Annotated in this window: 22 protein-coding genes; 7 read left to right on the plus strand and 15 right to left on the minus strand. The window is 63.5% G+C overall.

What is annotated here, in order from left to right; genetic code table 11:
* Nucleotides 1–7: 7 nt before the first annotated feature.
* Complete coding sequence (locus FOM02_RS29155) at nt 8–2305, minus strand: FdhF/YdeP family oxidoreductase (protein WP_027559119.1); 2298 nt, start codon at nt 2303–2305, stop codon at nt 8–10.
* A gap of 246 nt (nt 2306–2551) precedes the next feature.
* Between FOM02_RS29155 and FOM02_RS29160 the strand changes: the two genes are divergently transcribed.
* Complete coding sequence (locus tag FOM02_RS29160; protein WP_027559118.1) at nt 2552–3799, plus strand: oxalate decarboxylase family bicupin; 1248 nt, start codon at nt 2552–2554, stop codon at nt 3797–3799.
* Between the two features lie 85 nt (nt 3800–3884).
* Here FOM02_RS29160 and cydB read toward each other — a convergent pair whose 3' ends face one another.
* From cydB to FOM02_RS29220, 12 genes are all read right to left on the minus strand, one after another.
* Complete coding sequence (gene cydB / locus FOM02_RS29165; protein ID WP_027559117.1) at nt 3885–4871, minus strand: cytochrome d ubiquinol oxidase subunit II; 987 nt, start codon at nt 4869–4871, stop codon at nt 3885–3887.
* A 2-nt stretch (nt 4872–4873) separates the two neighbouring features.
* Complete coding sequence (locus FOM02_RS29170; RefSeq protein WP_027559116.1) at nt 4874–6274, minus strand: cytochrome ubiquinol oxidase subunit I; 1401 nt, start codon at nt 6272–6274, stop codon at nt 4874–4876.
* 18 nt (nt 6275–6292) lie between these two features.
* A complete protein-coding gene (gene mqo / locus FOM02_RS29175) occupies nt 6293–7831 on the minus strand; it encodes a malate dehydrogenase (quinone) (protein WP_027559115.1) in 1539 nt (512 codons plus the stop codon).
* A 42-nt stretch (nt 7832–7873) separates the two neighbouring features.
* Entirely contained in the window at nt 7874–8089 is a 216-nt protein-coding gene (locus FOM02_RS29180; RefSeq protein WP_265440331.1) for a hypothetical protein, read from the minus strand.
* Nucleotides 8077–8277 carry a hypothetical protein gene (locus FOM02_RS29185; RefSeq protein ID WP_265440332.1) on the minus strand — a complete coding sequence of 67 codons (201 nt, stop codon included), beginning with the start codon at nt 8275–8277 and terminating at the stop codon, nt 8077–8079. The genes FOM02_RS29180 and FOM02_RS29185 overlap by 13 nt, the downstream gene beginning before the upstream one ends.
* A gap of 69 nt (nt 8278–8346) precedes the next feature.
* The gene (fumC, locus tag FOM02_RS29190; protein ID WP_027559113.1) at nt 8347–9783 is read right to left on the minus strand and encodes a class II fumarate hydratase; all 1437 of its coding nucleotides are present in this window, start codon (nt 9781–9783) and stop codon (nt 8347–8349) included.
* Between the two features lie 182 nt (nt 9784–9965).
* Complete coding sequence (locus FOM02_RS29195; protein ID WP_231164324.1) at nt 9966–10628, minus strand: YoaK family protein; 663 nt, start codon at nt 10626–10628, stop codon at nt 9966–9968.
* A gap of 14 nt (nt 10629–10642) precedes the next feature.
* Nucleotides 10643–11479 (minus strand): formate dehydrogenase accessory sulfurtransferase FdhD, encoded by an 837-nt coding sequence (gene fdhD / locus FOM02_RS29200; RefSeq protein WP_027559111.1) that lies wholly within the window; start codon nt 11477–11479, stop codon nt 10643–10645.
* A 3-nt stretch (nt 11480–11482) separates the two neighbouring features.
* Nucleotides 11483–12082 (minus strand): HdeD family acid-resistance protein, encoded by a 600-nt coding sequence (locus tag FOM02_RS29205; RefSeq protein WP_027559110.1) that lies wholly within the window; start codon nt 12080–12082, stop codon nt 11483–11485.
* 227 nt (nt 12083–12309) lie between these two features.
* A complete protein-coding gene (locus tag FOM02_RS29210; protein ID WP_027559109.1) occupies nt 12310–12810 on the minus strand; it encodes a Dps family protein in 501 nt (166 codons plus the stop codon).
* A 62-nt stretch (nt 12811–12872) separates the two neighbouring features.
* On the minus strand, nt 12873–13436 hold the full coding sequence (locus FOM02_RS29215; protein WP_027559108.1) for a cytochrome b: 564 nt from the start codon (nt 13434–13436) through the stop codon (nt 12873–12875).
* A complete protein-coding gene (locus FOM02_RS29220; protein WP_027559107.1) occupies nt 13433–14488 on the minus strand; it encodes a catalase family peroxidase in 1056 nt (351 codons plus the stop codon). The genes FOM02_RS29215 and FOM02_RS29220 overlap by 4 nt, the downstream gene beginning before the upstream one ends.
* Before the next feature lie 351 nt (nt 14489–14839).
* On the opposite strand from FOM02_RS29220, the gene FOM02_RS29225 reads away from it, so the two are divergent.
* The gene (locus FOM02_RS29225) at nt 14840–15721 is read left to right on the plus strand and encodes an SDR family oxidoreductase (protein WP_027559106.1); all 882 of its coding nucleotides are present in this window, start codon (nt 14840–14842) and stop codon (nt 15719–15721) included.
* Nucleotides 15722–15970: 249 nt separating this feature from the next.
* Nucleotides 15971–18835, plus strand: coding sequence for an ATP-binding protein (locus FOM02_RS29230; RefSeq protein WP_063617172.1), 2865 nt, complete (start codon nt 15971–15973; stop codon nt 18833–18835).
* A gap of 220 nt (nt 18836–19055) precedes the next feature.
* On the opposite strand, the gene FOM02_RS29235 is transcribed toward FOM02_RS29230, so the two are convergent.
* Together FOM02_RS29235 and FOM02_RS29240 are read right to left on the minus strand one after the other, a co-directional pair.
* On the minus strand, nt 19056–21935 hold the full coding sequence (locus tag FOM02_RS29235) for an ATP-binding protein (protein WP_027559104.1): 2880 nt from the start codon (nt 21933–21935) through the stop codon (nt 19056–19058).
* A gap of 88 nt (nt 21936–22023) precedes the next feature.
* Complete coding sequence (locus tag FOM02_RS29240; RefSeq protein WP_027559103.1) at nt 22024–22305, minus strand: hypothetical protein; 282 nt, start codon at nt 22303–22305, stop codon at nt 22024–22026.
* Between the two features lie 156 nt (nt 22306–22461).
* On the opposite strand from FOM02_RS29240, the gene FOM02_RS29245 reads away from it, so the two are divergent.
* The 4 genes from FOM02_RS29245 to FOM02_RS29260 all read left to right on the plus strand — a co-directional run bounded on the left by FOM02_RS29245 (nt 22462) and on the right by FOM02_RS29260 (nt 26509).
* Nucleotides 22462–22800, plus strand: coding sequence for a hypothetical protein (locus tag FOM02_RS29245; RefSeq protein WP_231164322.1), 339 nt, complete (start codon nt 22462–22464; stop codon nt 22798–22800).
* 160 nt (nt 22801–22960) lie between these two features.
* On the plus strand, nt 22961–23188 hold the full coding sequence (locus tag FOM02_RS29250) for a hypothetical protein (protein WP_084334274.1): 228 nt from the start codon (nt 22961–22963) through the stop codon (nt 23186–23188).
* A gap of 424 nt (nt 23189–23612) precedes the next feature.
* Entirely contained in the window at nt 23613–24272 is a 660-nt protein-coding gene (locus FOM02_RS29255) for a winged helix-turn-helix domain-containing protein (protein ID WP_265440333.1), read from the plus strand.
* Between the two features lie 53 nt (nt 24273–24325).
* Nucleotides 24326–26509 (plus strand): ATP-binding protein, encoded by a 2184-nt coding sequence (locus FOM02_RS29260; RefSeq protein ID WP_265440334.1) that lies wholly within the window; start codon nt 24326–24328, stop codon nt 26507–26509.
* Nucleotides 26510–26532 lie beyond the last annotated feature (23 nt).

Consider the following 26532-nt stretch of genomic DNA (forward strand, 5'->3'; position numbering starts at 1 on the left):
TCCGCGATTACCCCTGTTGCTCCAGGCCGGTCGAACGCACCAGACGGATCGGAATGCCCTTGTATGACGGCGTGAAGCTGAGGGGATCGCGGGCATAGAGCGGGACCAGCGGATTGGTCTCCGGGTAGTACGCCGCACAGCAGCCGGTCGGGAAGGAATAGGCCACGACGCGAAAGTTGCGCACGATACGATTGGCGCCATCGGTCGAGGCGGTGATCAGATCGACGCGATCGCCGTCAGCCAACCCCCTCCTCTTCAACTCGTATTCGTTGAGGAACACGACGTCGCGCTGGCCGAACACGCCGCGATAGCGGTCCGACATCGAGTAGAGCGTGGTGTTGTACTGGTCGTGGCTGCGTATGGTGGTGAGCCACAGGAAATCGTCATCACTCTGCGGCGGATCCTCGCCGCAGCCCGGAAAGACCAGGAAGTTGGCCTTGCCCGACGGCGTCGCCCAGATGCGCTCGCGCGCCGTCGAGGTGAGATGGAAGCCGCCGGGGACGCGGATGCGGGCATTGTAGCCCTGGAAGATCGGGAACACCGCCTCGATCGCATCGCGAATGCGGTCGTAGTCGGCAACGAAGCCATCCCAGTCGACCACCGTGCGCTCGCCCAGCGTCGCCTTGGCGACACCGGCGATGATCGCGACCTCGCTGCGCAGATGCTCCGACGCTGGCTTGTTGCGTCCGCCGGACGCATGCACCATCGACATCGAGTCCTCCACCGTGATCGACTGCGGCCCCGTCGCCTGGATATCGATCTCTGTGCGGCCGAGGCACGGCAGGATCAGGGCGGCGCGGCCGTGGATCAGGTGGCTGCGGTTGAGCTTGGTCGAGACGTGGACGGTCAGATCGAGCTTGCCGAGCGCCGCCTGCGTCGCCTGCCAATCCGGAATGGCCGCGGCGAAATTGCCGCCCATCGCGAAGAAGGCCTTCACCTCGCCGCGGATCATGGCTTCCAGCGCGGTCACCACGTTGTGTCCCGGCGCGGACGGAGGCTTGAAACCGAAGCGTTGCTCCAGACGCTCGAGGAAGTCGGCCTTGGGGACCTCCGTGATCCCCACGGTCCGATCCCCCTGCACGTTGGAATGGCCGCGAACCGGGCAGACGCCGGCGCCTTCGCGCCCGACATTGCCGCGCAGCAGCGCGAGATTGGCGATCTGCTGGACGTTGTTTGCACCACGCCAATGCTGCGTAATGCCCATGCCGTACACGAGAATGGCGCGCTCCGCCTTCATATAGGCGCCGGCCGCATATTCCATGTCCTCGCGCATCAGGCCGGACTGGCGTTCGATGTCGGGCCATTGCGTGCGCTTGAGATCGTCGATCAGCGCTTCAACTCCGACGGTGTGACCGCGAATGAAATCCCAATCGAGGATCTCCGGCTGCTCGGCAGCGCGGGCGGCTTCATCCACCTCCACCAGGATCTTCATGATCCCCTTGAGGACGGCGACGTCGCCGCCGACCCGCACCTGGAACAGCTTCGAGCTGATCGCCGTCGACGACAGCGTGATCATCTCGACGGGGCTCTGCGGCGCCTGGAAACGCTCGAGCGCCCGCTCGCGGAACGGATTGAATGAGATGATGGAGGCGCCGCGGCGGGCCGCATTGCGCAGGCTGGTCATCATCCGCGGACTGTTGGTGCCGGGATTCTGGCCGAAGATGAAGATGCAATCGGCCTTGTCGAAATCCTCCAGCAGCACGGTGCCCTTGCCGACCCCAAGCGAGTGCGGCAGGCCGACGCTGGTCGCCTCATGGCACATGTTCGAGCAGTCGGGGAAATTGTTGGTGCCGTATTCGCGCACGAACAGCTGATAGAGGAAGGCGGCCTCGTTCGAGGTTCGCCCGGACGTGTAGAACTCCGCCATGTTCGGATCCGTCAGCGCTCTCAGCTCACCCCCGATCATGTCGAACGCGTCATTCCACTCCACGGGGAGATAGCGGTCGGATGCGGCATCATAGGCCATCGGATGCGTGAGCCGCCCGACCATTTCGAGATCGTAATCGCTCCAGCTCGCGAGCTCGGTGACGGTGTGCTCGGCGAAGAATTCGGGGGTGCAGCGCTTCGACGTCGCTTCCCAGGCGATCGCCTTGCCGCCATTCTCGCAGAATTCGAATGACGACGTGTGCTTCGGATCTGGCCAGGCGCAGCCGGGGCAATCAAAACCTTCCGGCTGGTTCATCCGTCGGAGCGTCGCTGCACCCTTCAGCGGCACCCGTTGCACCAGAAGCGCCTCGCTGAGTGCCTTGAGTGCACCCCAGCCGCCGGCGGGTTCACGGTAGGGACGAACCGATTTCGTGGTCATCTGGACATCTCTCGGTATGGCAATTCTCCCGGCCAGTTAAGGATCGTGTAGGCAGGGCCGTCTTTTCAAAACGAAGCACAATTTCGCAATTGCCACGTTCGGCCCCGGCCTGCTGGCAGCAGCAGCCAGTGCATTCCAGCAAAAAGAGCGCCGTTCACGGAAGCTGAAACGGGAAGCGGAAACTAGGTTTGGAGGTTGGAGCCCCATTGCGATGGAGGCCTTTCGTCTTTTCAGGAGCGACCCAAGATGTTTTCAAGACGTGATCTGTTGGCCATGTCCGCGGCGGGCGCCGCCATAGTCGGCTCCAGTGCGCAGGCCGCAACCTTCGGCAATCCGGACGAGCCGCCGCAAGGCGCCGTGAATGCCAAGAGCCCCGGCAGCCTGACCGATCCCGGTCCGCAGAACCCCGTGCTGGCCAAGCAATTCCCCTCCGCGCAGACCCCGCCCGCGACCGACGTCGGCGGCCTGCCGATGGATTGGGCCTCGTTCAACAACGCGCCAAGACGCATCCAGGATGGCGGCTGGGCCCGTCAGGTCACCGTCGAGGACTTCGCCATCTCCAAAGAAATCTCCGGCGTCAACATGCGCCTGTCCGCCGGCGGCATCCGTGAGCTGCACTGGCACCAGGCCGCCGAATGGGCGATCATGACCTACGGCAGCTGCCGTATCACCGTGCTCGACGCGCAGGGGCGCCCCTATGTCGGCGACCTCAAGGCCGGCGACCTCTGGTATTTTCCCGCGGGCGCACCGCATTCGCTGCAGGGCTTGGGCCCCGACGGCTGCGAATTCGTGATCTGCTTTGATGACGGCCACGCCAATGAGTTCAACACGCTGCTGGTGACGGATTGGTTCGCCCATACCCCGCCCGAGGTGCTGGCGAAGAACTTTGGTGTGCCGGCGGATGCCTTCGCGAAGATCCCGCTGCACAATCGCTGGATATTCCAGGGCACCGTACCCGGCGATCTCGCCGCCGATCGCGCTGCGGTCGCCAAACACGCCGAAGCGCCACCCTACCCCTTCATCCATTCGCTTGGCAGCTCGACCCCGGTCAAGGAGAGCTCGGCCGGCAGCATCCGCGTCGCCGACAGCAGCAACTTCAAAGTCGCCACCACCGTCGCAGCGGCGCTGGTGACGATGCCGCCAGGCGCGGTGCGGGAGATGCACTGGCATCCGAACGCCGACGAATGGCAGTACTACATCAAGGGCAGGGCGCGGATGACGGTGTTCGACACCGGCCCCAATGCGCTGACGACGGACTTCTCGGCCGGCGATATCGGCTATGTCCGGCGCAATCTCGGCCATTACGTCGAGAATGTCGGCGACACCGAGCTGCAGTTCATCGGCGTGTTCCGTGCGCCGCGCTACGAGGAGGTCTCGCTCTCCAACTGGTTGACGCACACGCCGCCCAGCCTGGTCGCCCAGCATTTCAACATCGACGAGAAGCTGATCGCGCAATGGCCGGACAACGGCCCGGGCGTCATGCCCAAGTCCTGAAAGACTTCGGGTCCTCAATGAGAAAGGCGCCGAAACCGGCGCCTTTCTTTTTATGCAACCCACAGCAAGTTCGAGCGCACGGCGGTCAGTAGTGATCAGCGGCCGGGGCCGCCTTGCCGCGGAACACGCGATAACCGACCGCGACATAGAGCAGCATCAGCGGAAACACGAACAGGCCGGCACCCCAAAACATGAATGCGAGACTCGAATGAGGCGCCGCCGCCTCGTCGATCGTGATGACGAACGGGATCATGTAGGGCCAAAACGATAGAGCGAGCGTGCCGAACGCCGCGGCGAAGATCAGTGAAACCATGTGGAATGGCCAATAATCGTCGTGGCGCACGATGCTCGTGGCGAGAACCGAGGCGGCGCCCGCGCCGATGAGGGGGAACACGAACAGATAGGGCCGTTCGATCCATCGGCGCAGAATGGGCAGATGTTCGATCAGGGCATGTGTGAAGACGACAACGAGGAAAGCCAGCACGGCGACCGCAAGCAACGGAACCAGATGCCGCGTCGCGTCTCGGACGGGACCATCGCACTTCCTCACGAGCCAGCACGCACCGAGCAACGCGTAACCGAAGCACAGGCCGATCCCGCACAAGACCGAAAAGGTCGTCAGCCAGCCGAAGGTGCCTCCGGCATATTCGCCGTTCGAGAATTCTAGTCCCTCGACCAGCGCTCCGACCATCGCGCCCTGCATGAAGCTCGCGGCAAACGATCCCGCGATGAAGCTGACGTCCCAGATCCAGCGCGAGCGCGATGCCTTGCCGCGAAACTCGAATGCCACCCCACGCAGGATCAGTCCCAGAAGCATGACCAGCACCGGGATATAGAGCGCGGACAGCAGCATGGAATAGACCACGGGAAACGCGCCCCACATGATCACACCGGTGACGATCAGCCAGGTTTCGTTGCCGTCCCAGACAGGAGCGATCGTGCGCAGCATCGCCTCACGATTCGCCTCGTTGCCGGCAAAGCCAAACAGCATCCCGACGCCGAGGTCGAATCCGTCCAGAAGGAGATAGATCAGGATACTGATGGCAAGAAGGGCAACCCAGAACGTCACCATGGCTATTCTCCCGCCTCGGCGATTGCCGGCATCTTGTCGGCGAGCGACATCGGCCGGTTGGGCACCGGAACATGCAATGGCTTGCCGCCAAGCCCCGCCGGCCCGGCGCGCAGCAGCCGATAGATGTAGTAAGTCCCGAACGAAAAGATGAAGGCGTAGACCGCGACGAACAGGATCAGCGAGGTCATAGCGGCGGACGCCGTCAGGAACGGCGTCACGGCGTCAGCGGTCCGCAACACGCCGTAGATGGTCCACGGCTGGCGGCCAACCTCCGCGGTGTACCATCCGGTCAGGATCGCGATCCAGGGCAATGGAAAGCTGAGGAAGATGCCCCACAGCAGCAGGCGGCTGCGCTCGAGCCGGTGCTTGAGCCCGAGCCAGGTCCCGAGCCAGGCCAGTCCCAGCATCACGAAGCCGCAGCCGACCATGATACGGAAGGCAAAGAACGGGATCGCCACCGGCGGCCGGTCCTGCGGCGCGAAGCTGGTCAGGCCGACCTCCTTCGAGCTCAGACTCATGCTTGCGATGATGCTGCCGAGCACCGGAATCGAAATCGCGTATCTGTTCGATTCGGTGCTCGAATCCGGGATCGCGATCAGCACCTCGGAGGCCGGCTGCTCGTCATGCCAGCGCGCCTCGATCGCGGCGAACTTCGCCGGCTGATAGTCGTGCACGTAGTCCCCGACGAGATGCCCGATGAAGAGCTGCACCGGAAGCAGCACCGCCGCGAGCGCAAGACCCATGCGCAGCATCACATGCGCCTCGGCGCGATAGGTCCGCCGCAGCAGGTACCACGCCCCGGTCGCCGCCACGCAGAAGGCGCCGGTGAGATAAGAAGCGAGCAGCATGTGCGGGAAGCGGACCCAGACCACCCGATTGAAGATGATCTGTACCCAGTCGTTGGGAACGAACTGGCCGTTCTGAAGGACATAGCCGGTCGGCACTTGCATCCAGCTGTTGTTGACCATGATCCAGAATGCCGACAGCGTGGTGCCGACCGCGACCATTGCGGTGGAGAACAGGTAGAACCAGGGCGGCACCCGCGGCCGGCCGAAGATGAGGATGCCGAAGAAGCCGGCCTCCAGCATGAAGGCGGTGAACGTCTCGTAGGATAGCAGCGGCCCCTGGATCGGCCCCGACATCTTCGAGAGCACGCTCCAGTTCGTTCCGAACTGGAACGCCATCACCACGCCCGATACCACGCCCATGCCGAAGGCGACGCCGAAGATCTTGAGCCAGAACTCGAACAGGGTCCGATAAACGGGCCTGCCGCTGTACTGGTGCATCGCTTCGAGCACGGTGAGCCAGGCGGCGAGCCCGATCGTGAACGCCGGGAAGATGATGTGGAACGAGATCGTGAAGGCGAACTGCAGCCGCGAGAGGAGAAGGGCCGTCGGGTCCATGGCAAGCCCCCTCTTTACTCACGCCCGCTTCGCGACCGCCGGCGCGCGTGCGGCCGGCTGCGGGATGTTGTCGACCTTGAGCACCTCTGCCGTCGCGGCGCGGATCTGGCGGGAGAGATCCGCATCCTGGATCAGCGAGACGCCATAGGACGGAATGATCTGCTTCAGCCTCGGTAGCCAGGCGCTTGCCGTCAGCTCGCCGGCGAAGCACTTTTCGAGCACACTGATGGCGATGAACGCCGCGGTGGAGGCGCCCGGCGAGGCGCCAAGAAGGGCGACCAGCGAATGATCGTCGGCGCCGACGAGCTCGGTGCCGAACTCGAGCAATCCGCCGCGCTTGACGTCGGGCTTGATGATCTGGACGCGCTGGCCCGCCACCTGCAGCCTCCAGTCCTTCGGATCGGCCTTCGGGAAGTATTCGTCGAGCGCTGCCAGACGATGGCCCTCGGACTGCAGCACCTGCCCGACCAGATATTCGGTGAGGTCAAAATTGTCGCGCGCCACGGACAGCAGCGGCTTGACGTTCGCTGGACGAATGGACTCAAACAGGTCCAGCAGCGAGCCGTGCTTGAGGAACTTGCTTGAGAAGCCGGCATAAGGCCCGAACAACAACGAGTGCTGGCCGCCGATCACGCGCGTGTCCAGATGCGGAACCGACATCGGCGGCGAGCCGACCGCGGCCTTGCCGTAGACCTTGGCATGGTGGCGCCGGTTGATCTCCGGATCGTCGCAGCGCAGCCAGATCCCGCTGACCGGGAAGCCGCCATAGCCGCGCCCCTCCGGAATCCCGGACTTCTCGAGCAACGGCAGCGCACCGCCGCCGGCGCCGATGAAGACGAACTTCGCGCGAACCGATCGCGTCTCGCCGCTGGCGGTGTCACGGACCTCGATCCGCCACCGACCGCCCTGCTCCCGGTCAAGTCCGGTGACGCAGTTGCTGTAGTGGACCGCGCAGCCCGGCTGGCTGACGAGATGACTAACCAACAGATGCGTCAACGCGCCATAATCGACGTCGGTACCGGTGATGATCCGCGTTGCTGCAACCGGCTCATCCCCATTCCTTCCATCCATGACCAGCGGCGCCCATTCGGCAATCTTCTTGGGATCCTCGGTATGCTCCATGCCCTCATAGCAATGATGGGCCGACATCGCCTTGAACCGCTTCCGCAGGAATTCAACGTTCTCCGCGCCGTGCACGAAGCTCATATGCGGGACCGGGTGGATGAAGGACCGCGGGTCGGCAATCGCACCCCGCCCGACGAGGTAAGACCAGAACTGCCGGGATAGATCGAACTCGACATTGACCTGGAGCGCCTTGGAGATGTCGATGCTGCCGTCAGGCCGCTGCGGCGTGTAGTTCATCTCGCAGTTTGCCGCGTGGCCGGTCCCGGCATTGTTCCAAGAATCGGAGCTTTCCTGCGCGCAATCTCCGAGAACCTCGAACATCTGGATCGACAACGACGGCTCGAGCTCCCTAAGAAAGACGCCGAGGGTCGCGCTCATGATGCCTGCGCCGATAAGGACAACGTCGATCTCGCGGTCGGAAGCTGCTGACATGGCTTTTTCCTTCGTTGGGTGTTGTTAGTTCGGATGGCTCGATCAAGCCCGCACGGATTGCCGCGCTTTGGCGCGGAACGGCACCTCTGCTCCGGGCCGCAGGATCACGTAGGCACGCCGCCAGGAGGAATCGTCGGTCAGTTTCCAGCTGTGGCCTGAACCCGCGGTGTCCTCGGCCAGCAAGACGTTGCCGGGGTGAATCAGGAAGTGGTGACCGTCACGCGTCTGGAAATCGAGTGTTCCGCTCAGCGTGAGCACGACTGGCGGACCGGCGCGGTGTGCCAGGCGAAAGCGCCACCCGATTCCGTCTCCTGGAAGGAAACACTGAGGGCATCGATCTTGCCGGTCAGAAAGTCGCCACGCTGGCCCGGTTCGAGCTCAAGGTACCCTTCCTCGAAATGCGAGTTGTTGTCCTCTCCCGTCCACAGGCGCACACAGCGGATCATGGTATCTCTCCTTGCTTGTCGTTGCTTTGATGCGCGGTGCTGTACGGGCCCGATCGCAGCCTTGCTCCCTCAACCGGCCTCCGCACCGATTGCGAGCGGCACCTTGACCTCAGCAACGTAAGGCTTGACCATCTTGGCGGGATCCACGATGCGGTCGAACTCGGGCTCGGTCACAAAGCCGAGCTTCAGCGCCGCCGATTTCAACGTGAGATCGTTGTCCATCGCGTAGTGCGCGATGCGCGACGCCTTGTCGTAGCCGATCACCGGCGCCAGCGCCGTCACCAACATCAGCGACCTCTCGACATACTCCTGGATCTTCCTGCGGTTCGGCTCGGTACCCTCGACGAGGAAGGTACGGAAATTAGTGCAGCCGTCGGTGAGGATGGTGACGGACTGGGCGATGTTGTGGATGATCAGAGGCTTGTAGACGTTCATCTCCAGGTAGCCGCCGGCGCCCCCGAACCCGACGGCAACGTCGTTCGCCATCACCTGCACCGCGATCATCGTCAACGCTTCCGCCTGGGTCGGATTGACCTTGCCCGGCATGATCGATGAGCCCGGCTCGTTCTCGGGAATGTGCAGCTCGGCAAAGCCCGCGCGCGGACCACAGGACAAAAGGCGGATGTCGTTTGCGATCTTGTAGAGCGAGCCGGCAAGCGTACGCAGTGTACCCGAGAGTTGCACCAGCGCGTCGTGCGCGCCTTGCACGGCGAATTTGTTCGGTGCGCTGACGAAGGGCAAGCCGGTCAACCGCGCGATCTCGGCGGCGACTGCTTCTGCAAAACCCGGTGCTGCGTTGATGCCGGTGCCGACGGCCGTGCCGCCCAGCGCGAGCCGGTAAACGCCCTTGAGCGCGTCGTTGATGCGGGCCAGATTGTCGGCGAGCATGACGGCGTAGCCGGACCACTCCTGCCCGAGCGTCAGCGGGGTGGCATCCTGCATGTGGGTTCGACCGATCTTGACAATGTCGTCCCACTGGCTCGACTTCGCCGCGATCGCGTCATGCAAGGCCGCGACCGCAGGAATGAGGCGTTCCGTCACGTTCAGCGCGGCCGCGACATACATGGCCGAGGGGAAGCTGTCGTTCGACGATTGCGACATGTTGACATGATCGTTCGGATGGACCGGCATCTTGCTGCCGAGAGCGGTGCCAGCGAGCTGGCAGCACCGGTTCGAAATCACCTCGTTCACGTTCATGTTGAATTGCGTTCCGCTCCCCGTCATCCAGACGTGAAGGGGGAACATATCGTGATGCTGCCCCGCGAGAATCTCGTCACAGACGTGGACGATCAGCTTGTGGATCTTGCCGCCGAGACGGCCGCCGGCGTAATTGGCGTTCGCAGCCGCCTTCTTCAGGATCGCATAGGCCTGGATCATCTCGCGCGGCATCAGGTCCCTGCCGATGCTGAAATGCTCGAGTGAACGTTGCGTCTGCGCGCCCCAGAGCTTGTCCGTGGGAACGTTCACCTCGCCCAGGCTGTCTGTCTCTTTGCGGAAGTCGCTCATTCTTGCCTCTCGTGGCAGTTCATGTCGGACGCACTTGTGCGGCACTGATCGAAGTGTACGAACCGCACCGCGCGCGCGCTTCCGCGAACGAACGTCCTTTTTCCGAATGGCATGGCGGGCGCCTCGACCTGCGACGGACAGGCGCATTGCGAATACGCAAGGTTCGAAGCGTTGACGCAGCTTCAGTGCCGATGGCTCGGATGCCGGCACAGCCAGAGAACGCATGCCGACAATGCGATCGGCAGAGCGAGGCTCCATGCTCCGAGCCACCTCGTCACGCACCCCCCGACGACGGCGCCCATCAAGAACATCAGGCAAAGCGCGAGCATGGTTGCGGTGCCGCGCGCAGCATCGCGATCGGACGCTCCAAAGCTCTGATCGATGGCGCGAAGCATGTTTCCGGTCACCGCGACCGAGAGAAAGTTCAAATCCCCGACCCGTCTGAAGCTCGCCGACTGCAGTGCGACGCCAAAGGAGATGACGAGGATCACGATCTGATCGGGAGCGCGATGAAGCAACAGCATTGCCGCTGTCAGGCAGACGATCTCTCCGGCGAGACAGCGTAGCGGCGCCCGGGAGCGGACCGCCACGACCGCGCCGAGGACGAAGGCCGCAAGCGGAAGGGTATGGTGAAGCGCCCGGTGCCATTGCCCTAACTCAGCATGGATCCCGAGGAAGACGACATTTCCGGTCTGCGAGCTCGCGAACACGCCAAGCGACAGCCACGTAAAGGCGTCGAGAAAACCACCCGACATGCTGAGCAGGGATGCGACCAGCAGCGATCGTTCCGGAGCGAAGACCTCGACGCGCGTCTCGGCCAGCGGTTCGGTTGATGCGGCCTGCATCGTCATATCGGAGGTCAACAGCCGGCGCGCAGCGCGGCCTCTTCAGGCAGCAGGACGCGGCGCGGATGCGTGAATACGCCGTATCCGTCGTCGCGGGCGACGGCGAGAAGTGTGATTCCCGCCTCATTCGCAGTCTGGATGGCGAGCGCGGTCGGCGCGGAGACGGCCACGACGACCGGCGCGCCGATCATTGCCGCTTTCTGCACCATCTCAACCGAAACGCGGCTCGTCAAGAGAACGGCGCCGCCGCTGGCCGAGCTACCGTCGCGGACGATTGCACCAGCGAGCTTGTCGAGCGCGTTGTGCCGGCCAACATCCTCCCTGACCAGCGTGATGCCGCTGCGGGGGTGCCAGAAGGCCGCCGCATGAACGGACCTCGTCTGTTGATTCAACGTCTGCAGAGGAGACAGCGCCTGCATGGCGTTCAGCAGGTCCCCGGCGTGGAAGGCAATGCCGCGCCCCTCAACCCGCGAGGGCGTGCGACGCGCCTGTTCGAGGCTTTCGATGCCGCACAGCCCGCACCCGACCGGTCCGCTGATGGTACGGCGGCGCGCGGCCAGGGATGCGGCGCGATCACCGTCGAGCCACATCCGCACTTCCATGCCGAGCTCATTCGAGATCAGCTCGATGCTCCTGATCTCGTTCGCGCGGTCGACGATGGCTTCGGTGAGGCTGAAGCCGACACCGAAATCCTCCAGATCGGCCGGCGTTCCCATCATCACTGCATGGGTCGAGCCATTGTAGGTGAGCGCGATGGCGCTCTCTTCGGCAACCAGTCGCGACGTCGAGATCGTGCGGCCGCCGCGCCAGGCGATCTCCCGGTGCCGGGTGAATGTCGAACCCGTCGTCATGGCTCACACAGTCGCCGGCTCGGTCGAATGCCGGGACGCGCGGCTTCTGAGCGCCAGCCCGAACGCAATGAAGCCCCATCCCTGGAAAATCAGATCAACGACCAGCATCGCACCGAGCAGCCACAGGCCGATGGCGGGCCAGGCCGAGAGCAGAAAAACGCCGACGCAGAATGTCACGACGCCGGCAGCCACGATCCAGCGCCAGCCCGCGGCCGGCCGCATATGGAAACCAGCCCAGATCCGCGTCGCCCCGGCGACGACCAGGAAGGCGCACACCACGATCGACAGTGTGAACGAAGCAAGTAGCGGATCGTAAAGGATAACGGCGCCGGCAGCGCCATAGACGATCCCGGCGAGCAGCCAGAACAGGAAGCCCCGGAGGCCGTGCGCCGAGAATGCATGCACGATCTGGAAGACCCCGGCGACTGCCATGGTCGCACCGATCGCGAGCACGGAGGCAAGACTCGCCGCCATCAGATTGGCCGAGGCAATGCCGCCAAGGATCAGCTCACCGATCCCCAGCGCAACGAACCAGCCCCATTTTCCGGTGATCGCGTGAATGGCCCTTCCGAGCGACGCCTTCGAGTTCGACAGATCCGTCATGGCTTGACCCTTGTACGTATGGATGCGCTCAACCCTACAGATATCTGCTCGGAGTCATCTTTCGAGGATGCCGCGATATTGTTTTGTCCGCACGATACGGACGCGCGCGCAGCTTGATCGATCAATGACGATCAGCAAACAACAGACGGAGGCGAGGGCCGCCCTCGCCTCCGTGTCGTCGCAGCAATCGGCCGGGCTCGCATTCCGGCCGCGTGACATGCCAGTGCCTAGGATTCCGGGCCGCTTCGGCCGGTCTCGTAAAGGAACCAGATCCGACGCTCGGTCTCATCGATCCAATTTTCTAGGAGACTGGCGGTCGCGACATCGCCGTACTCGTCGCAGAGCTCGTGGACCCGGCGCATCTCCCGCGTCAGCTGCTGGTTGTCGCTGCGCAGTTCAGCCAGCATATCCTGCGGATCGACATAGTCGGCGTCGTTGTCGAGAATGCGCTGCTCGCGCGAGATCTGGCCGATCGACCGGAGTGTCGTTCCGCCGATCTTGCGTGCCCGCTCGGCAATGGCGTCGGTCATGGCAAAGATCTGCTCAGCCTGCTCGTCGAGCAGGAGGTGATAGTCGCGGAAGTGCCGGCCCGATACGTGCCAGTGGAAGTTCTTGGTCTTCAGGTAAAGCGCGAAAACGTCAGCCAGCAGCGCCCTCAGCGCAGCTGGAACATCCCGGTTCGCATTGGCCCCGAGGTCCGTCGGGCTTTGGAGGTCTGCCTTGGTCATTGTCGTCATCCTTGTTGGGGTTGAAAAGCTTTAACCGCGCGTTTTGCCGGCGCACGATGCGCTCAATCGGCCGGTGTCGTCCTGTTGCGCCATGGAACGAGCGCGATCGTTCCGAACACGCCGTCGCGGCGGATCAACGCGTGGAACAGCGCTGCTGCCATATGCAACAGCACGAGCGCAAAGAACGCGAAAGCCAGATAGTAGTGAGCGCCCCAGAGAAGCGTGTGTGCGCGGTCACTCTGCGGCAGCAACGCCGGAATTTGAATTCCGCCATACAGGACGACCGGATAGGCCGCAGCCCAAAGCATGCCGAGACCCAGCAACGGCATGACGATCATGAAGCCATAGAGGGCCAGGTGCGACAATCTCGCTCCCAACCTCATCGCCGGCGGAAGATCCGCCGGCAATGGCGGTGCGCCATAATGGAGCCGGAGTGCCAGCCTGATCACGACGAGGACCAGGAGCGTGAAACCGAGTGTCTTATGGATCAGGATAAGCGGCAGATATGTCGGCGCCACGCTGGACACCATGCCGACGCCGATGAACAACATGGCGATGATGCAAGCGGCCATCAGCCAGTGCAGGATCCGCTGGATGGGCGCGAAACGCCGGGGCGCGTTGTTCATGGCTTGGCCGCCTCGGTTCGCGGATAGTCGCCGGCTTCGGCCGCGCGCAAATCGTAGGACTTGCGGTAGACCGACGAGCGAGCGGCCGGGAATGGATCGTCCGACACCCGGATTCCGCGCGGCAGCACGGTCGGATCGAAGTTGATGTCGCGGCAGGGCCCATCCCGCTCCGGTTCGATCCGCTGCACGACGAGCGTTCCGACCTGCACTGTGCGGCGGTCCGCGGGCCAGGCCTTGCTTGGATCCGCAGTCGGATCGCCGGGATCAGCGACAGTCGTGACCATGGTCCAGCGTTGCGGTCCGGCAACCCGGACTCGCTCCGTTATCTCCCGCTCGAGAAAATCCGGGCCGCGCTTTTCCAGCTCGGATTGCGATATCGGAACGACCGCCGTTGCCGGCAGCAACGACCATCGGACCGCGTGCTCGGCACCGTTCGCATCCGTGAAGATGAAGCTGTTGAGCCCGTGGTAGGGCTCCTCCGCATAGCTGGCGGTCCACGGTGCCGTCTTGGCCCAGGACGCGAAGGTCGCGAATTCCGGATTTGCCCCAATGAACGTTTTCATTGCCTCCGGATCCTTCTTGCCGGATGCAATCAGCAGGTCGTGAAACGCCTGCGGCGTGGACACCGCAAAGAATGGCGGATTGATCAACGCCATGCGCCACTCTTCGCCGTCCGGCGCTGCGATCCGCAATCCCATGCCGCGCACACGCACGGTCGCGTCCACGGCATTCGGGTCAGCGGTGCCGAGATTGAAGCGGCCCAGCGCCGGATAGCTGCCTCGCTCGAACACCCTGGCGCGGGACAGTTCGGAGCCGTTTCCGTTCGCCTCGAAAACGCCAGTGAAGCAGATTCCCTTGGCATGATTTCGCCGGTGTCCGAGCGGCGCGCCACCTGGAGGCGTCAGCGCCGCGATCATCCGCTCCGGCGTCAGGCGCCCCGGCGAAAACCAACCTGCCGTGTAGGCGAACGCGGCAGCGCCGCCTCCGAGGACGGCCGCAATCAACACGAGCGAGCCGAGCCCCGAACGCGGCAGGTTACTTGACGAATTCATCATTTCTCCTTGCAACGCGCGAACCGGTCCACCACCGGCCACACGACCGTCCTGAAACGGCGCGGGTTTCTTGTAGCCGGCGGCCACAGCCGCGATCTTCTGAAATCCGCCGCCATTTTCGAGAAGGCACGCCCGGGGCTGGTCCGGTCCGCAACGAGGCGCGTCCGCAGCCCCCTTCGGGCCTTCTCGAAATAATTCGTGCGAATTGAAAATCACCCACCGGGCTCGAAAGACCCGACTTGTGCCGGCGCCTATGTCAGATGCTCTTCGCGCAAGGACAGCGGTTGATCGGGGATGATGAACGTGTCGCGCTGACGCCCTCGCGGAAGCTGGAATGCGATTGGGAACCGAATGAGCAAAGTGATCGTCATCACGGGAGCTTCAAACAGCATCGGACGAAACACCTGCAAGAAGCTGGCACAGGCTGGCCACACCGTCTACGTTTCCATGCGGGACACGGATCGCCGCGTAGAGCACGGCAGCGAGGAGGCCAGCCAACAGGGCATGGATATCCGAACCATTGCGCTCGACGTTGCTTCTGAAGCTTCCGTGAACTCGGCCATCGATGCCATCGTCGCCGAGAACAGCCGCCTCGACGTGATCGTGCACAATGCCCGGCAGGTCGTCTACGGACCGGCGGAGGCCTTTACGCCGGAACAGCTCGCCGAGCTCTACGACACCAACGTGCTGGGTGCGCAACGGCTCAATCGGGCCGCATTGCCACAGTTGCGCAAGCAGGGCCAGGGCCTGCTGATATGGGTCTCGTCGAGCAGCGCACGGGGCGGCTCTGTTCCATTCCTGGGGGCCTATGCTTCGTCAAAGGCTGCCCTGGATGCGCTGGCGCTCGGCTATGCCGGCGAGCTCGCGCGTTGGGGCATTGAGACGACGATCGTCGTTCCGAGCGCACTCGGGCCCGGTCACTACATCCGTTCCGGCAGGCCGCTGGACACCATGCGGGCCGAAGAATACGCGGATGGACCGACGGCCGACGTGAGCGAAATCGCGCTATCGGGCCTTGCGGAACTTCCGGCGAAAGATCAAACGCCGCAGGACGTTGCCGCCGCCATCGCCGATATTGTCGATATGCCGTTTGGTCAGCGACCGCTGCGCGTCCATGTCGGCCCCGACGACGACGGAGCCGCAGCCGTCGACGCCGTCGCCGAGAGCGTTCGTGCGGAACTGCTCCGGCGGATCGGACTGGAAGACATCCTCAAGCCCGCATCCCTCGGATAGGAGGGCTACCTCACAAATCAGGGATATCCGCGCACGAATGAGCGAGCAGTGCGGAGCCTCAAGGGCACGCGGCTCCTCGGAGCCCCGGACGAAAGTGATACGGCCCAATCCTTTACCCTGATATGGCCGGATGGTACTTTTGAAGCGCCACTACGTTCACGCGTCTTGGTGTGCTTCCAAGTCATAGAACGTAACGATCCGTGCGCTGGGTTGATATCTCGAATGGCCCCTCGCTGGCAAAGCAACGACATGACCGCCGCAGCTTGCCACTCCGAAGACGAGTCCGTCCGAGAGATCTTCCTCTTCGGGCCGTTTCGGCTCGACCCTTCACAGCGGCGGATTGAAAGAGACGGAAGCGCGCTCCAACTGTCCGGCCGGGCATTCGACATCCTGCTCGCGCTGGTGCGACAGGCCGGCAACGTCGTCAGCAAGGCGGATCTGATAGCCAAGACGTGGCCGGGTGCCGATGTCGAGGAAAACAGCTTGCGCGTCCATATCGCCGCACTGCGCAAGGCGCTCGGAGACGGCAACGGCGGCGTCAGATATTTGAGCACCGTCTCCGGACAGGGTTACTGCTTCGTCGCGGCAGTCTCACGCCCGGATCAGAGGCCGTCTGCACCAGCGAGTCCCGCTTACGTCCACAACCTGCCAGCGCATCCCAGACAGATGGTAGGACGCGAGCAAGCAATCAGGGACATCTCGGAAAAGCTGAGGGCCCAGCGCTTCGTCACGGTCGTCGGCCCGGGCGGCATCGGCAAGACCACGATCGTCGTTTCCGCGAGCCATGCGCTGCTCGCCGAATTCAACGGTCATGTCCACTTTGTCGGCCTCGGCGAGACGGAGGACGCCGCTCTGGTGCCCGCGATCGTCGCATCTTCATTCGGGCTGCATGCGCGATCGAATGACCCCACCTACAGCCTCGCGACATTCCTGCGCGACAGGCGCATGCTGCTCATTCTGGATTGCTGCGAGCATGTCATCGAAGCCGCCGCGGCGCTGGCCGAACGGCTCTACCAGGCCGCACCGGACCTGCACATCCTGGCAACGAGCCGGGAGTTGCTGCGCGTCGAGGGCGAGTTCACATACCGTCTCCCCCCGCTGCCGAGCCCGCCGGAGAGGGCCGTTCTGACGGCCGCGAACGCCCTCGCCTATCCTTCCGTGAAACTCTTCGTGGAGCGTGCGACCGCGGGAGGCGGCGAGTTCGCGCTGACGGATACAAACGCCTCCGATGTCGGCAACCTCTGCCGTCGACTCGACGGCATTCCGCTTGCCATCGAGCTCACCGCCGGTCATGCAAGCACATATGGCGCGAGAGCGATGGCGCAACTCCTCGACCAGCACCTCAATTTGCTGTGGGAGGGGCGACGCACCGCACTGCCCCGGCACCGGACTCTGCGCGCCACCATCGAATGGAGCTACAATCTTCTATCCGAACCGGAACGTGCGGTTCTCGGCCGGCTCTCGGTTTTCGTCGGCAGCACGACGCTGGACGCCGCGCGGTCGGTTGCCGCCGTCACGGAAGACGACGATACGATCCTGGCCATCATCGACAGCCTCGTTGCCAAGTCGATGCTTGCACTGAATACCGGCTCGCAACCGCCCCGCTACCGCCTTGCCGACTCGACCCGGGCATACGCGCAAGAGAAACTTGCCGCCGGCGGAGACGCCGGCGCGATCGCGCGACGTCACGCATGCTATTTTCTCGGTCTCCTCGAGAAAATCGGCGACAAATCGGACCGGGACCTTACGGTGGCGGTCGAGGAATTCGGCAACATACGTGCCGCATTGACGTGGTGCTTCTCGGATCAGGGCGACCGCAGGGTCGGCGTAGCCCTCGCTGCAGCATCGATACCGCTGTTCTTCAAGCTGTCGCTTCTGGCGGAGTGCGAACTCTGGGTGACCCGCGCGATCGATGCGTTCGACCAGACGAATGGAAGCATCAGGCACGGTCTCGCACTTCATACGGCGCTGGGGGCCGCCCGCGTGCTCACAGGGCAGCTGGACGAGCTCGCTGCAAATCACCTCAACCGGGCACTCAAGCTGACAGAGGAGTTCGGCGACATAGCTGGGCAAATCCGTTTGATCGACCAGTTGCACCTGCTGCAATTATTCGCCGGCAAATACGATGACGCATTGGGCACCGCCCAGCGCGGCGAAGCGATTGCTCTCGCCAGCAACGATTCCATTGCGGTGGCGCGCATGCGCCTGTTGCTCGGCGTCTCCTGCCAGTATCTGGGCAAGTTTGGCGCCTCCCGCTCATACCTCGAAGCGGCGCTGCTGCAGCCGGGCTTGGAGGAGCAGTACCATGGCCGCCTCACGCTGGAGTATCCCAAACGCGCTCAGATCAGCCTTGCCCGCGTCCTTTGGCTGCAGGGCTATCCCGATCAGGCGGCGCAAGTGGTGCGCCGAGCCATCTCGGACGTCATCGCAGCAAATCACCCGATCATGTTCTGCCGCGCCCTGCCATGGGCATTCGGCGTCTTCTTCTGGAATGGCGACTTGGAGGATTGCGAAGACCATGTCGACAGGTTCATCGCGGAGGCTCGAAGGTACAACCTCGCCATCCTCCAGATGGTCGGCGAGGCCATGAAGGGAATTACGCTGCTGGCGCGGAACGAGACCGGTACCGGGCTCGCCATGCTGAGAGGCGCGATAGAGCAGCTGCAGAGCAAGAGCTTCGGTGCGGTGGTGGGGCTTCGCATGCCCCTTGCCGAGGGCCTAGCCGCGGCAGGTCAGAGTGAGCAAGCGCTCGACACCATCGACCAGGCGATTGCCCAGGCCCGCCACCGCAACTTCATGATGGACATGCCGGACATGTTGCGCACAAGAGCCGAAGTGCTGATGCAGCTGGGCGATCCGGATCTTGCGCAAGCGGAGCTGAGCCTCGTGCAGGCGCTCGACCTCGCCCGCGATCAGGAGGCACCGGGCTATGAGCTTCGCGCGGCGATCGCGCTTGCAAGGCTGTGGCAAGGACACCGTCGCGACCAGGAGGCGCACGACATGCTTGCGCCCGTCTATCGGCGATTTACCGAGGGCTTCCACACGCGTAGCCTCGTGACGGCAAGGGGCTTGCTTGCCGAGCTGAGCCCTGCGTGCTCGTTTGCGGCCAAATGACCGCCTCCGCCGTGCAATCGCGATAGAGAGGGGCCGTCTCGAACGACGCGTGCGAACCGCCGATCCATGCTGCGCTGGCAATGAGACGTCGGCGCGCGGCACAGGCGGCGTCACGGGCGAAATTGCGGAACGTTCCAGAGCACGGGGATGCGGCGCTTATGGAGGCCGCACAGGCACCCGATTGATGAAATCGGATGCCGTTCCCCGGGGCATCCGCCGCCTACGATCCGACCTTGGTTATCATGGCGCGCGCGTCGCGCAGGTCCGCCGTCTCGAAACCTTCGGTGAACTTGCCGTAGGCTGCGGCGAGAACATGGCGCGCCTCGACCGCATGTCCTTCGCTCATCCGCAATCGTGCCACACTGATCGCAATCCTCAGCTCCCAGAACAAGGCGCCCTGGCTCCGTGCCACCTCGAACGCCCTGTCGAAGGCCTGCCCTGCGGCGATCGTCGAGCGATGCTCGCCGGGGAGCAGGAGCAATTCGCCCTTGATGCGCCAGAGCTCGGCGACATACCACCCCTCGTCCCTCGCCTCGCAACGCGCGAGCGTCTCGTCGGCGACCGCAAGCCCTTGCAACACCTCGCCGGCCCCTCCGAGACATGCCGCAAGCTCGCCGAGAGGAAGCAGAAAGCGCGGCAGGAAGCGCGCCTCGCCCGCGAGTTCGAGCGCTTTGCGTAGCAGCGGCAACCCGGTCGCAAGGTCACCCCGGCGCGCGATCAGCAGGCCCCTGAAGGCGCGCGCCCATACGTTCCATAGGCGGATCGGATGCCGCTCGGTATGCTCGAGCAGCATCGTGCAATAGCGTTCAGCCGCATCGAGATCACCCGCCAGGAACGTGATCGGGCAGGCCCCCTGCCCGAGGACGCTGCAAAAAGTGAGGGCGTGACCACTGGTCCGGCCTTCCTCCACGTTGTGCTCGACGACGCTCAAGGCCTGGTCCGCAAGGCCGAGCAACCACAGGATCCGCGCCTGAAAGTAGCGCGACGAGACCCGCAGGTCGAAGCGGAAACGAATGACCTGGGGCCTTGCCGCGAGGTCCCCAAGGCGCGACAGAGTTCGTCCGATGTGGTGATACGCCAGCCGCTGATCGCCGAGAAAGTGCAGCGTGGTCGCAAGAAGCCGATCAGCCATCATCCGGTCGACGGGATTGCCGGAATCGGCAACGAGATCCGCGAAACGATGCGCAAATTCGAGCGCCCTGCGGAATTCGCCGTTGTTGAACTGATCGATGCAGAGTCCCCAAAGCGCGCGCAGTCGGTAATCCCTGTCACCGAGCTGCTCGGCAAGCTGAAGGGTTGCGGCCCAGGCCGGGCCGGCCTCCCTCGCCCTGCCTACACCATACATCAGCGACCAACCGCGTGCGGCCGACAGTTGCATCCGAAGCCGCGGCGAGTCCGCGGCCGCCGGATCGAGCCGCGCGAGGGCAAGTTCGGTCCGTTCGCGACATTCAGCAAGGAGCGACAATTGTACCCATAGCGGAACCGCGGCGGCCGTCAGAGCCGCCCCGACCTGCGAGTCTCCGTCGGGCGAGAAGGCCCAATCGAGGCTCGTTCGCACGTTGTCGGTGTGTCGGCCATAGATGGTGAGCCACTCCGCCTGCGGCCTCACTTCGCTGTCGGCTTCGGCGCCGGCAAAGACTCCGGAATAGTAGTTCGCCTGGCGGCCCGCTGCGCCGGGATATTCTCCGGCGGCGCGCAGCTTCTCCAAGGCATAGGCGCGCGTAGTATCCAGCAGGCGATAGTGTGGGCTGTCACCGCGAATATCCGCGAGAACGAGCGACTTTGCCACCAGCCTGGCGAGCTGTCCGGTCACGTCGCCGATGCCCTCGCCGGCGACGGCGATGACTGCGTCGAGCTGGAATTCGCCGGCGAATATGCCGAGCTGCCGGAGCAGCCACGCCTCGTCTTCCGGCAAGAGGTCATAGCTCCAGTCGAGCGTTGCACGAAGGGTTTGCTGCCTCGGCAATGCCGTGCGCCGGCCGGTGGTCAGAAATTTGAACCTGTCATCGAGGAGCGCCGCGATCTTCGGCGGGCTGAGCATGACTGCACGCGCCGCCGCAAACTCGATCGCAAGCGGAATGCCATCAAGCCGCCGGCAGATCGCGGCGATGGCGCCGATGTTCTTCTCGTCAGGTGCAAAGCTCGAGCCCAGCGCCTTCGCTCTGCTCGTAAATAATTCCACCGCGCTGTACGCGGATGCGCCAGCGGGCTCTTGCCATGCTTCAGGCGGCACGCCCAAAGGAGGCACGCGATAGACATACTCGCCCTCGATGCGCAGCGCCTCCCGGCTCGTCGCGAGGATGATCGTCCCCGAACAACGGCTGACAACCAGCTCGGCCACCTGCGCCACGGCGTCGATGACATGTTCGCAATTGTCGAGGATGAGAAACAAGGGCCGAGAGCCGATCGCACGCGCGATCGCATCCGGCGAAATCTCCTCGCCCTCGAGCTTGGTGCCAAGCACGCCGGCGACGGCCGAACAGACAAGCCTGGGGTCCGACAGCGAAGCCAGTTCGACCAGTAGTCGGTCAGCCGCGAAACCGGGCGGCGGCGTTCTGGCGGCCTCCAGCGCCAGTGCCGTCTTTCCGATTCCACCGGGGCCGACCAGGCTCACCACACGGTAGGCCGACAGCAGCCGCCACAAATGCGCGATCGCGGCGGTCCGGCCGATCAGATCGAATGATGGGCTGGGGATGTTGATCGATGGCGGCAGCCCGGTTGCGGCAGAATGTAGCGGCATATCCAAATGCCGGATCCGCCACGCGCCGAGCAAACGATACCCGCGGCCAACAGTGGTTGACAGCATGTCGCGGTCAGCACCGAGGGCCTTTCGGATCGCGGCGATATGCACACGAAGTGCACTCTCCTCGACAAAGACGCCCCGCCAGACGCGCTCTGTCAGATCGTTCTTGGTGACGAGCTGGCCCTGTGCCTGAACCAATTCCGCAAGAATCTCAAAGGCGCGCCCCCCCAAAGGAATGAGTTCTCCGGCCGAGCGCAATTCGCGTCTGGCAAGATCGATTTCCCATTCCGCGCAAATATAGACGGGACGCTGGCCTGGCTCAGCCATGATTTGGACAGCCCCAAGCGGTTGCATCATTTTCTATCCAGCTTACCACCAACCCTTTCGAAAGACAGAGGTCGCCGTGCGGCGTAGCCGCCGGCCCCTGTCCTGCAATGCGCGCTGTTCAGCAGCCGCGGCAGATTGATCCTTCCAGCATTTTTTCGAGCCGGGCGTCATCCTTGTCGATGGTCGGGTCTGTGCCGAGCATCGGCCCCTTCATCGCGTGACCGCCAGTCTCCGACGAGGGAAGTGCGGTGCCCAGGGAGTTCGTTCCGGGCGTGGCGGCACTCGTACCGAGCGCACCGCCGCTCTCCATCGACATATGCGATCCCATGCCGCCGCGAGCGAACGCGGCGCCCGACAGTGCAACGCTGGCAAGGATACAAATTGCAGCAAATGATCTCATTGCTCACACTCCAGATGTTCAAACGATCCGCCTCCCAGAAACGGATAGCGGGAGCATTTGGCCACGCACAATCGCGCGAGAATTCTGACAACGCTGACAGACTCATCCCGCAAGAGTGATGCCGATTCGCCGGGACTTTCCGCACCGACGACCTACATGACTCTCATCAAAACAATCTTCGGAAACGCCACCAGCCGAGCAGCGATCATCGCCAAGCGTCTCCCTGCACACGACAAGCAATGGAGATTCGCTATGAGTACATTCAAGATCCTGATCGCCGCCGCGCTGATCTCAACAGCAACAATTTCGTCCGCGTCCGCGTCCTGGTCCTTCGCCGATCAGGAGCCGGCCGCCTTTTCATCAATGTATCCCGATCGCGACGTGCTGAACGGTGGCGCGCTGACGCCCGCCGGGCGAATGGGCCTCGAGCGGCCGGGCGGTGCCGCGCCCGTATTCGGCGCGGGTCACTTTCACAGCCGCGACTGGCATCGATGACGAAACAACGTGCTTGATCGCGTCGTGCCAACCATCGCGACGATTTCGTGCAAAGACGAAAATGTTCGTTCGATCAACACTGCGGGTCCGACAAACGCATGCACATGTCCCGTGAGCGGGCCGAGGCGTTCCCGGCATCGCTTTCTCAAGGAGATGTTCGATGACTACACTGAAGCTCTTGTCAGCCGGATTCGTGGTCGCAGCCATGATTGCCTCCCCCGCGATGGCTCGCGAAGGTAACGCGAAGCGTACCAATGCCGACGCCTATGCGTCGGCTCAGCGCGTCCCGGTTTCCTCCAAGCGCGGCTGCGTCCGTGCTCCCGACGTCGGCGCGTACGCAAGCGCCCCCTGGCGCCGGCCGCCGTGCGAGCCCACGTCGGGCTACTGAGCTCGCAGACCGGAGCAAATTCGGTCAAGGAAAGACGGCGGCTCTCGATCGAGCCGCCGTTCTTGCGAAGCGTGCGTTCTCTCGAAGTATTCGTGCTCCGGAGGTCTTGCACGAACAATTCCGAGCGATGTGCGTAAATGATGTTCCATTGATAGTATCGGGGTTCTTCCGATCCACTCTCATCGTGATACACGCCGCGCCGCGGTCACGAATTCGTGTATCGAACGCGCGCGCATCGGGTGCGAGCATCGACGATGAACGAGGTGCCGGCGACTGAGCGGGCCTTCTTGACACGCCGGCGACCTCCCCTGTACGACGCTTTAAGCGCATTCACGCTTTCAAATTCTTACCAAGGGTCGGTGATCTCAAGGGCGGGCTCGTGACCTCCCGGATCACAGCGGTGAAGTTGATGCACGGACCCCTTATGTCTTCGCCGGTTGATCGCATCTACTCCTTCGGACGTTGGCTGATCGATTGTCAGCGAAGAGAGCTGCGATACAACGACGTCACGGTACCGATCGGAAGCCGCGCATTCGAAATTCTCGAGAAGCTGGTCGGCTCAGCCGGTCTCCTGGTCACCAAGGACGATTTGATCGGGAGCATCTGGTCGGGCCTGACCGTCGAAGACAACTCGCTTCAGGTTCATATTTCGGCGGTTCGCAAGGCGCTCGGCGAGGATCGCAATCTCCTCAAGACGGTTTCGGGACGCGGTTATACGCTCGCGGGAGCTTGGCGAAGCGGGCCTTTGGATCACCCTGCAGCCGCACCTGTCACGGTGCCGGCCGACGCGACCTTTTCCAACAACTTGCCTAGCATCCGCGCGCCTCTGATCGGTCGTGAGGGCTCTCTGAGCCAATTGGCCGAATTGTTGTCCGCGTATCGGGCCGTGACCCTCGTCGGCCCCGGCGGCATCGGAAAGACCAAGTTGGCAATCGAGCTCGCGCGCAGCGTCGCGGCCTCTTTCCACGATTCTGTGACTCTGGTCGAGCTCGCGACCCTACAGGATGCGTCCCTTGTCGCATCGGCGACGCCCGCGCACTCAAGCTGGCCTCGAATGACAAGGACGTTTCGGCCACAAGCATAGCGCAGGCCATCGGGACGCGCCGGCTGCTTCTCGTCCTGGACAATTGCGAGCATGTGATCGAAACCGCCGCGCAGATCGCGAGTGCCGTGCTTCGTTATTGTCCAAACGTCACCGTGCTTGCAACCAGCCGCGAAGGTCTCCGCATCGACGGCGAATATGTTGCGGCCGTTCCACCGCTGTCGGTCCCCGATCCCGAGCTGCACGATGCAGATCTGCTGCTCCAGGAAAGCGCCGTGGAGCTGTTCGTCACGCGAATGCGGGCGCTACGTGCCAGCTTCGTTGCGAGTGCGCAGGAGCTTCAGAAAATAGCCGCCATCTGTCGTCGGCTTGACGGCATTCCGCTCGCATTGGAGTTTGCCGCAGCCCGGGCCGCTAATCTCGGCGTGGACACCGTGTTGCTCCGGCTGGACAAGCGCTTCGAGCTCCTGAACGGCGGCCGCCGCGACCAATTGCCGCGACACCAGACCCTGCGCGCGACATTGGACTGGAGCTATGACCTGTTGTCGCCGGCAGAGCAGAACCTGCTTTGCAGGCTCGCCGTGTTTCCGGCCGGATTCACGCTCGATGCGGCCATCGCGATGATGGACGGCTCGTTGTCGCGCTCGGACGTCATCGAGACCCTGTTCAATCTGGTTGGGAAATCGCTTGTGTCGCTGGACCCCTCCTTCGAGGGTCGATGGCGTTTGCTGGAGAGCACTCGTGCCTATGCACTGGAGAAGCTGGCGGACGCCGGCCTCGTCGAGCAGGCTGCCCGACGGCATGCAGCCTTTCTCAGGCAGATCATCGCGCCACTCGGCGACACCTCTCCCGCTCCCGACGACATCTCCCGTTTTGCCCAGGAAATCGGAAACGTGCATGCGGCGCTCGATTGGGCGTTCTCGCCCGATGGGGATGCCGCGCTCGGCATCGAGCTGACCGCCGGCTTCGTCCCGGTATGGATGCAATTGCTGTCCTTCGTGGAATGCTCGACACGGATCGAGCGCGCCCTTGCGAATTTCAGTCCCGAGTTCGCCTGCGTTCCGAAGCTCAAGGCGCAGCTCTATGTCGCCCTCGGATTCGCACTTCTGAACACGACGGGATCGGCAGATCGCATGAAGGCGGCGCTGAGCATCGGCCTTGGGCTCGCCGAGGAATTGTCCGACCTCGAGCTTCAGCTCAAGGCGGTCTGGACGTTGTGGAGCTACAATCTCAATTCGGGCCAATATGCCGCGGCCAAGGAGGTCGGCGAACGCTACCTCGAGATCGCACTGCGCACTGGAAATCCTGCCAACGAGACGGTCGGCCGCCGCCTGATCGGCGCCGCCACGCATTTCTTCGGCGCGCAGGAGGATGCACGGCGCGAGCTGACCCTGTCGCTGGACCATGCGGCTCACGGATTGGACGGCGGCGCAAACCAGATGTGGTTTCTGCTGAACCAGAGCGTTCTGGCCAAGGCCATGCTCGCCCGGGTGCTACTGTTGCAGGGAAAGATCGCCCAGAGCAGATCCCTTGCCGCCGAGTGCCTCCAGGACGCCGAGCGCGAGAAGGACAAGCTTTCGATCGCCTACGCGCTTCGGAATGCCGTCTGCCCGATCGCACTGATGACGCATGACCTCGCTGCTGCCGATCAGGCGATATCCTCCCTCCTCGAGCTCGTCACGCGCGAGGGAATAGCTTTCTGGACCAGCTGGACGTCCTGCCTGAAAGGACAATTGCTGGTTCTGCAGGGCAAGCATGACGACGGAATAGCGCTGCTGCGCAATGGTCTGAAAGCGCGCACCGAGAACGGATGGTTGATGCGCAACCCCGAGTTTCTCGGATCGCTCGCCGAAGGCCTGCTCGCGAGCGGCACGCCTGCGCAGGCCTTGGCCGCGGTGGAAGAGGCCTTGTCCATGTCGCGGCAAGGCCGGCAATTGTGGTGCCTTGCGGACCTGTTGCGGATCAAGGGTGAGGTTCTCCTGGCCAATGACCCATCCGATCTGTCCCGATCGGAACTGCTGTTCGCCGAGGGACTATCCGTCGCCAGAGAGCAGCAATGCCGCTTCTACGAGCTGAAGGTTGCGGCGGCATGGGCAAGGATCATGGCGGGATCGAACCGTCAGGGGACCGCACTTGATCTTGTCGGACCGCTCAGCGCTCTGTTCGATCACGAAATCGATCTTCCCGCACTCGCCTTCGCCCGCGCTCTGGCTGAGATACCTGGCATCTCGCCTTCGACATGCGACGGCGACAGGCCGGCGTCTTGCACCTGCCACTAGGGTGACGCAATGAGACGAAGGTC

The sequence above is a fragment of the Bradyrhizobium sp. SEMIA genome, assembly GCF_014844175.1.
Classification (GTDB): Bacteria; Pseudomonadota; Alphaproteobacteria; order Rhizobiales; family Xanthobacteraceae; genus Bradyrhizobium; species Bradyrhizobium arachidis.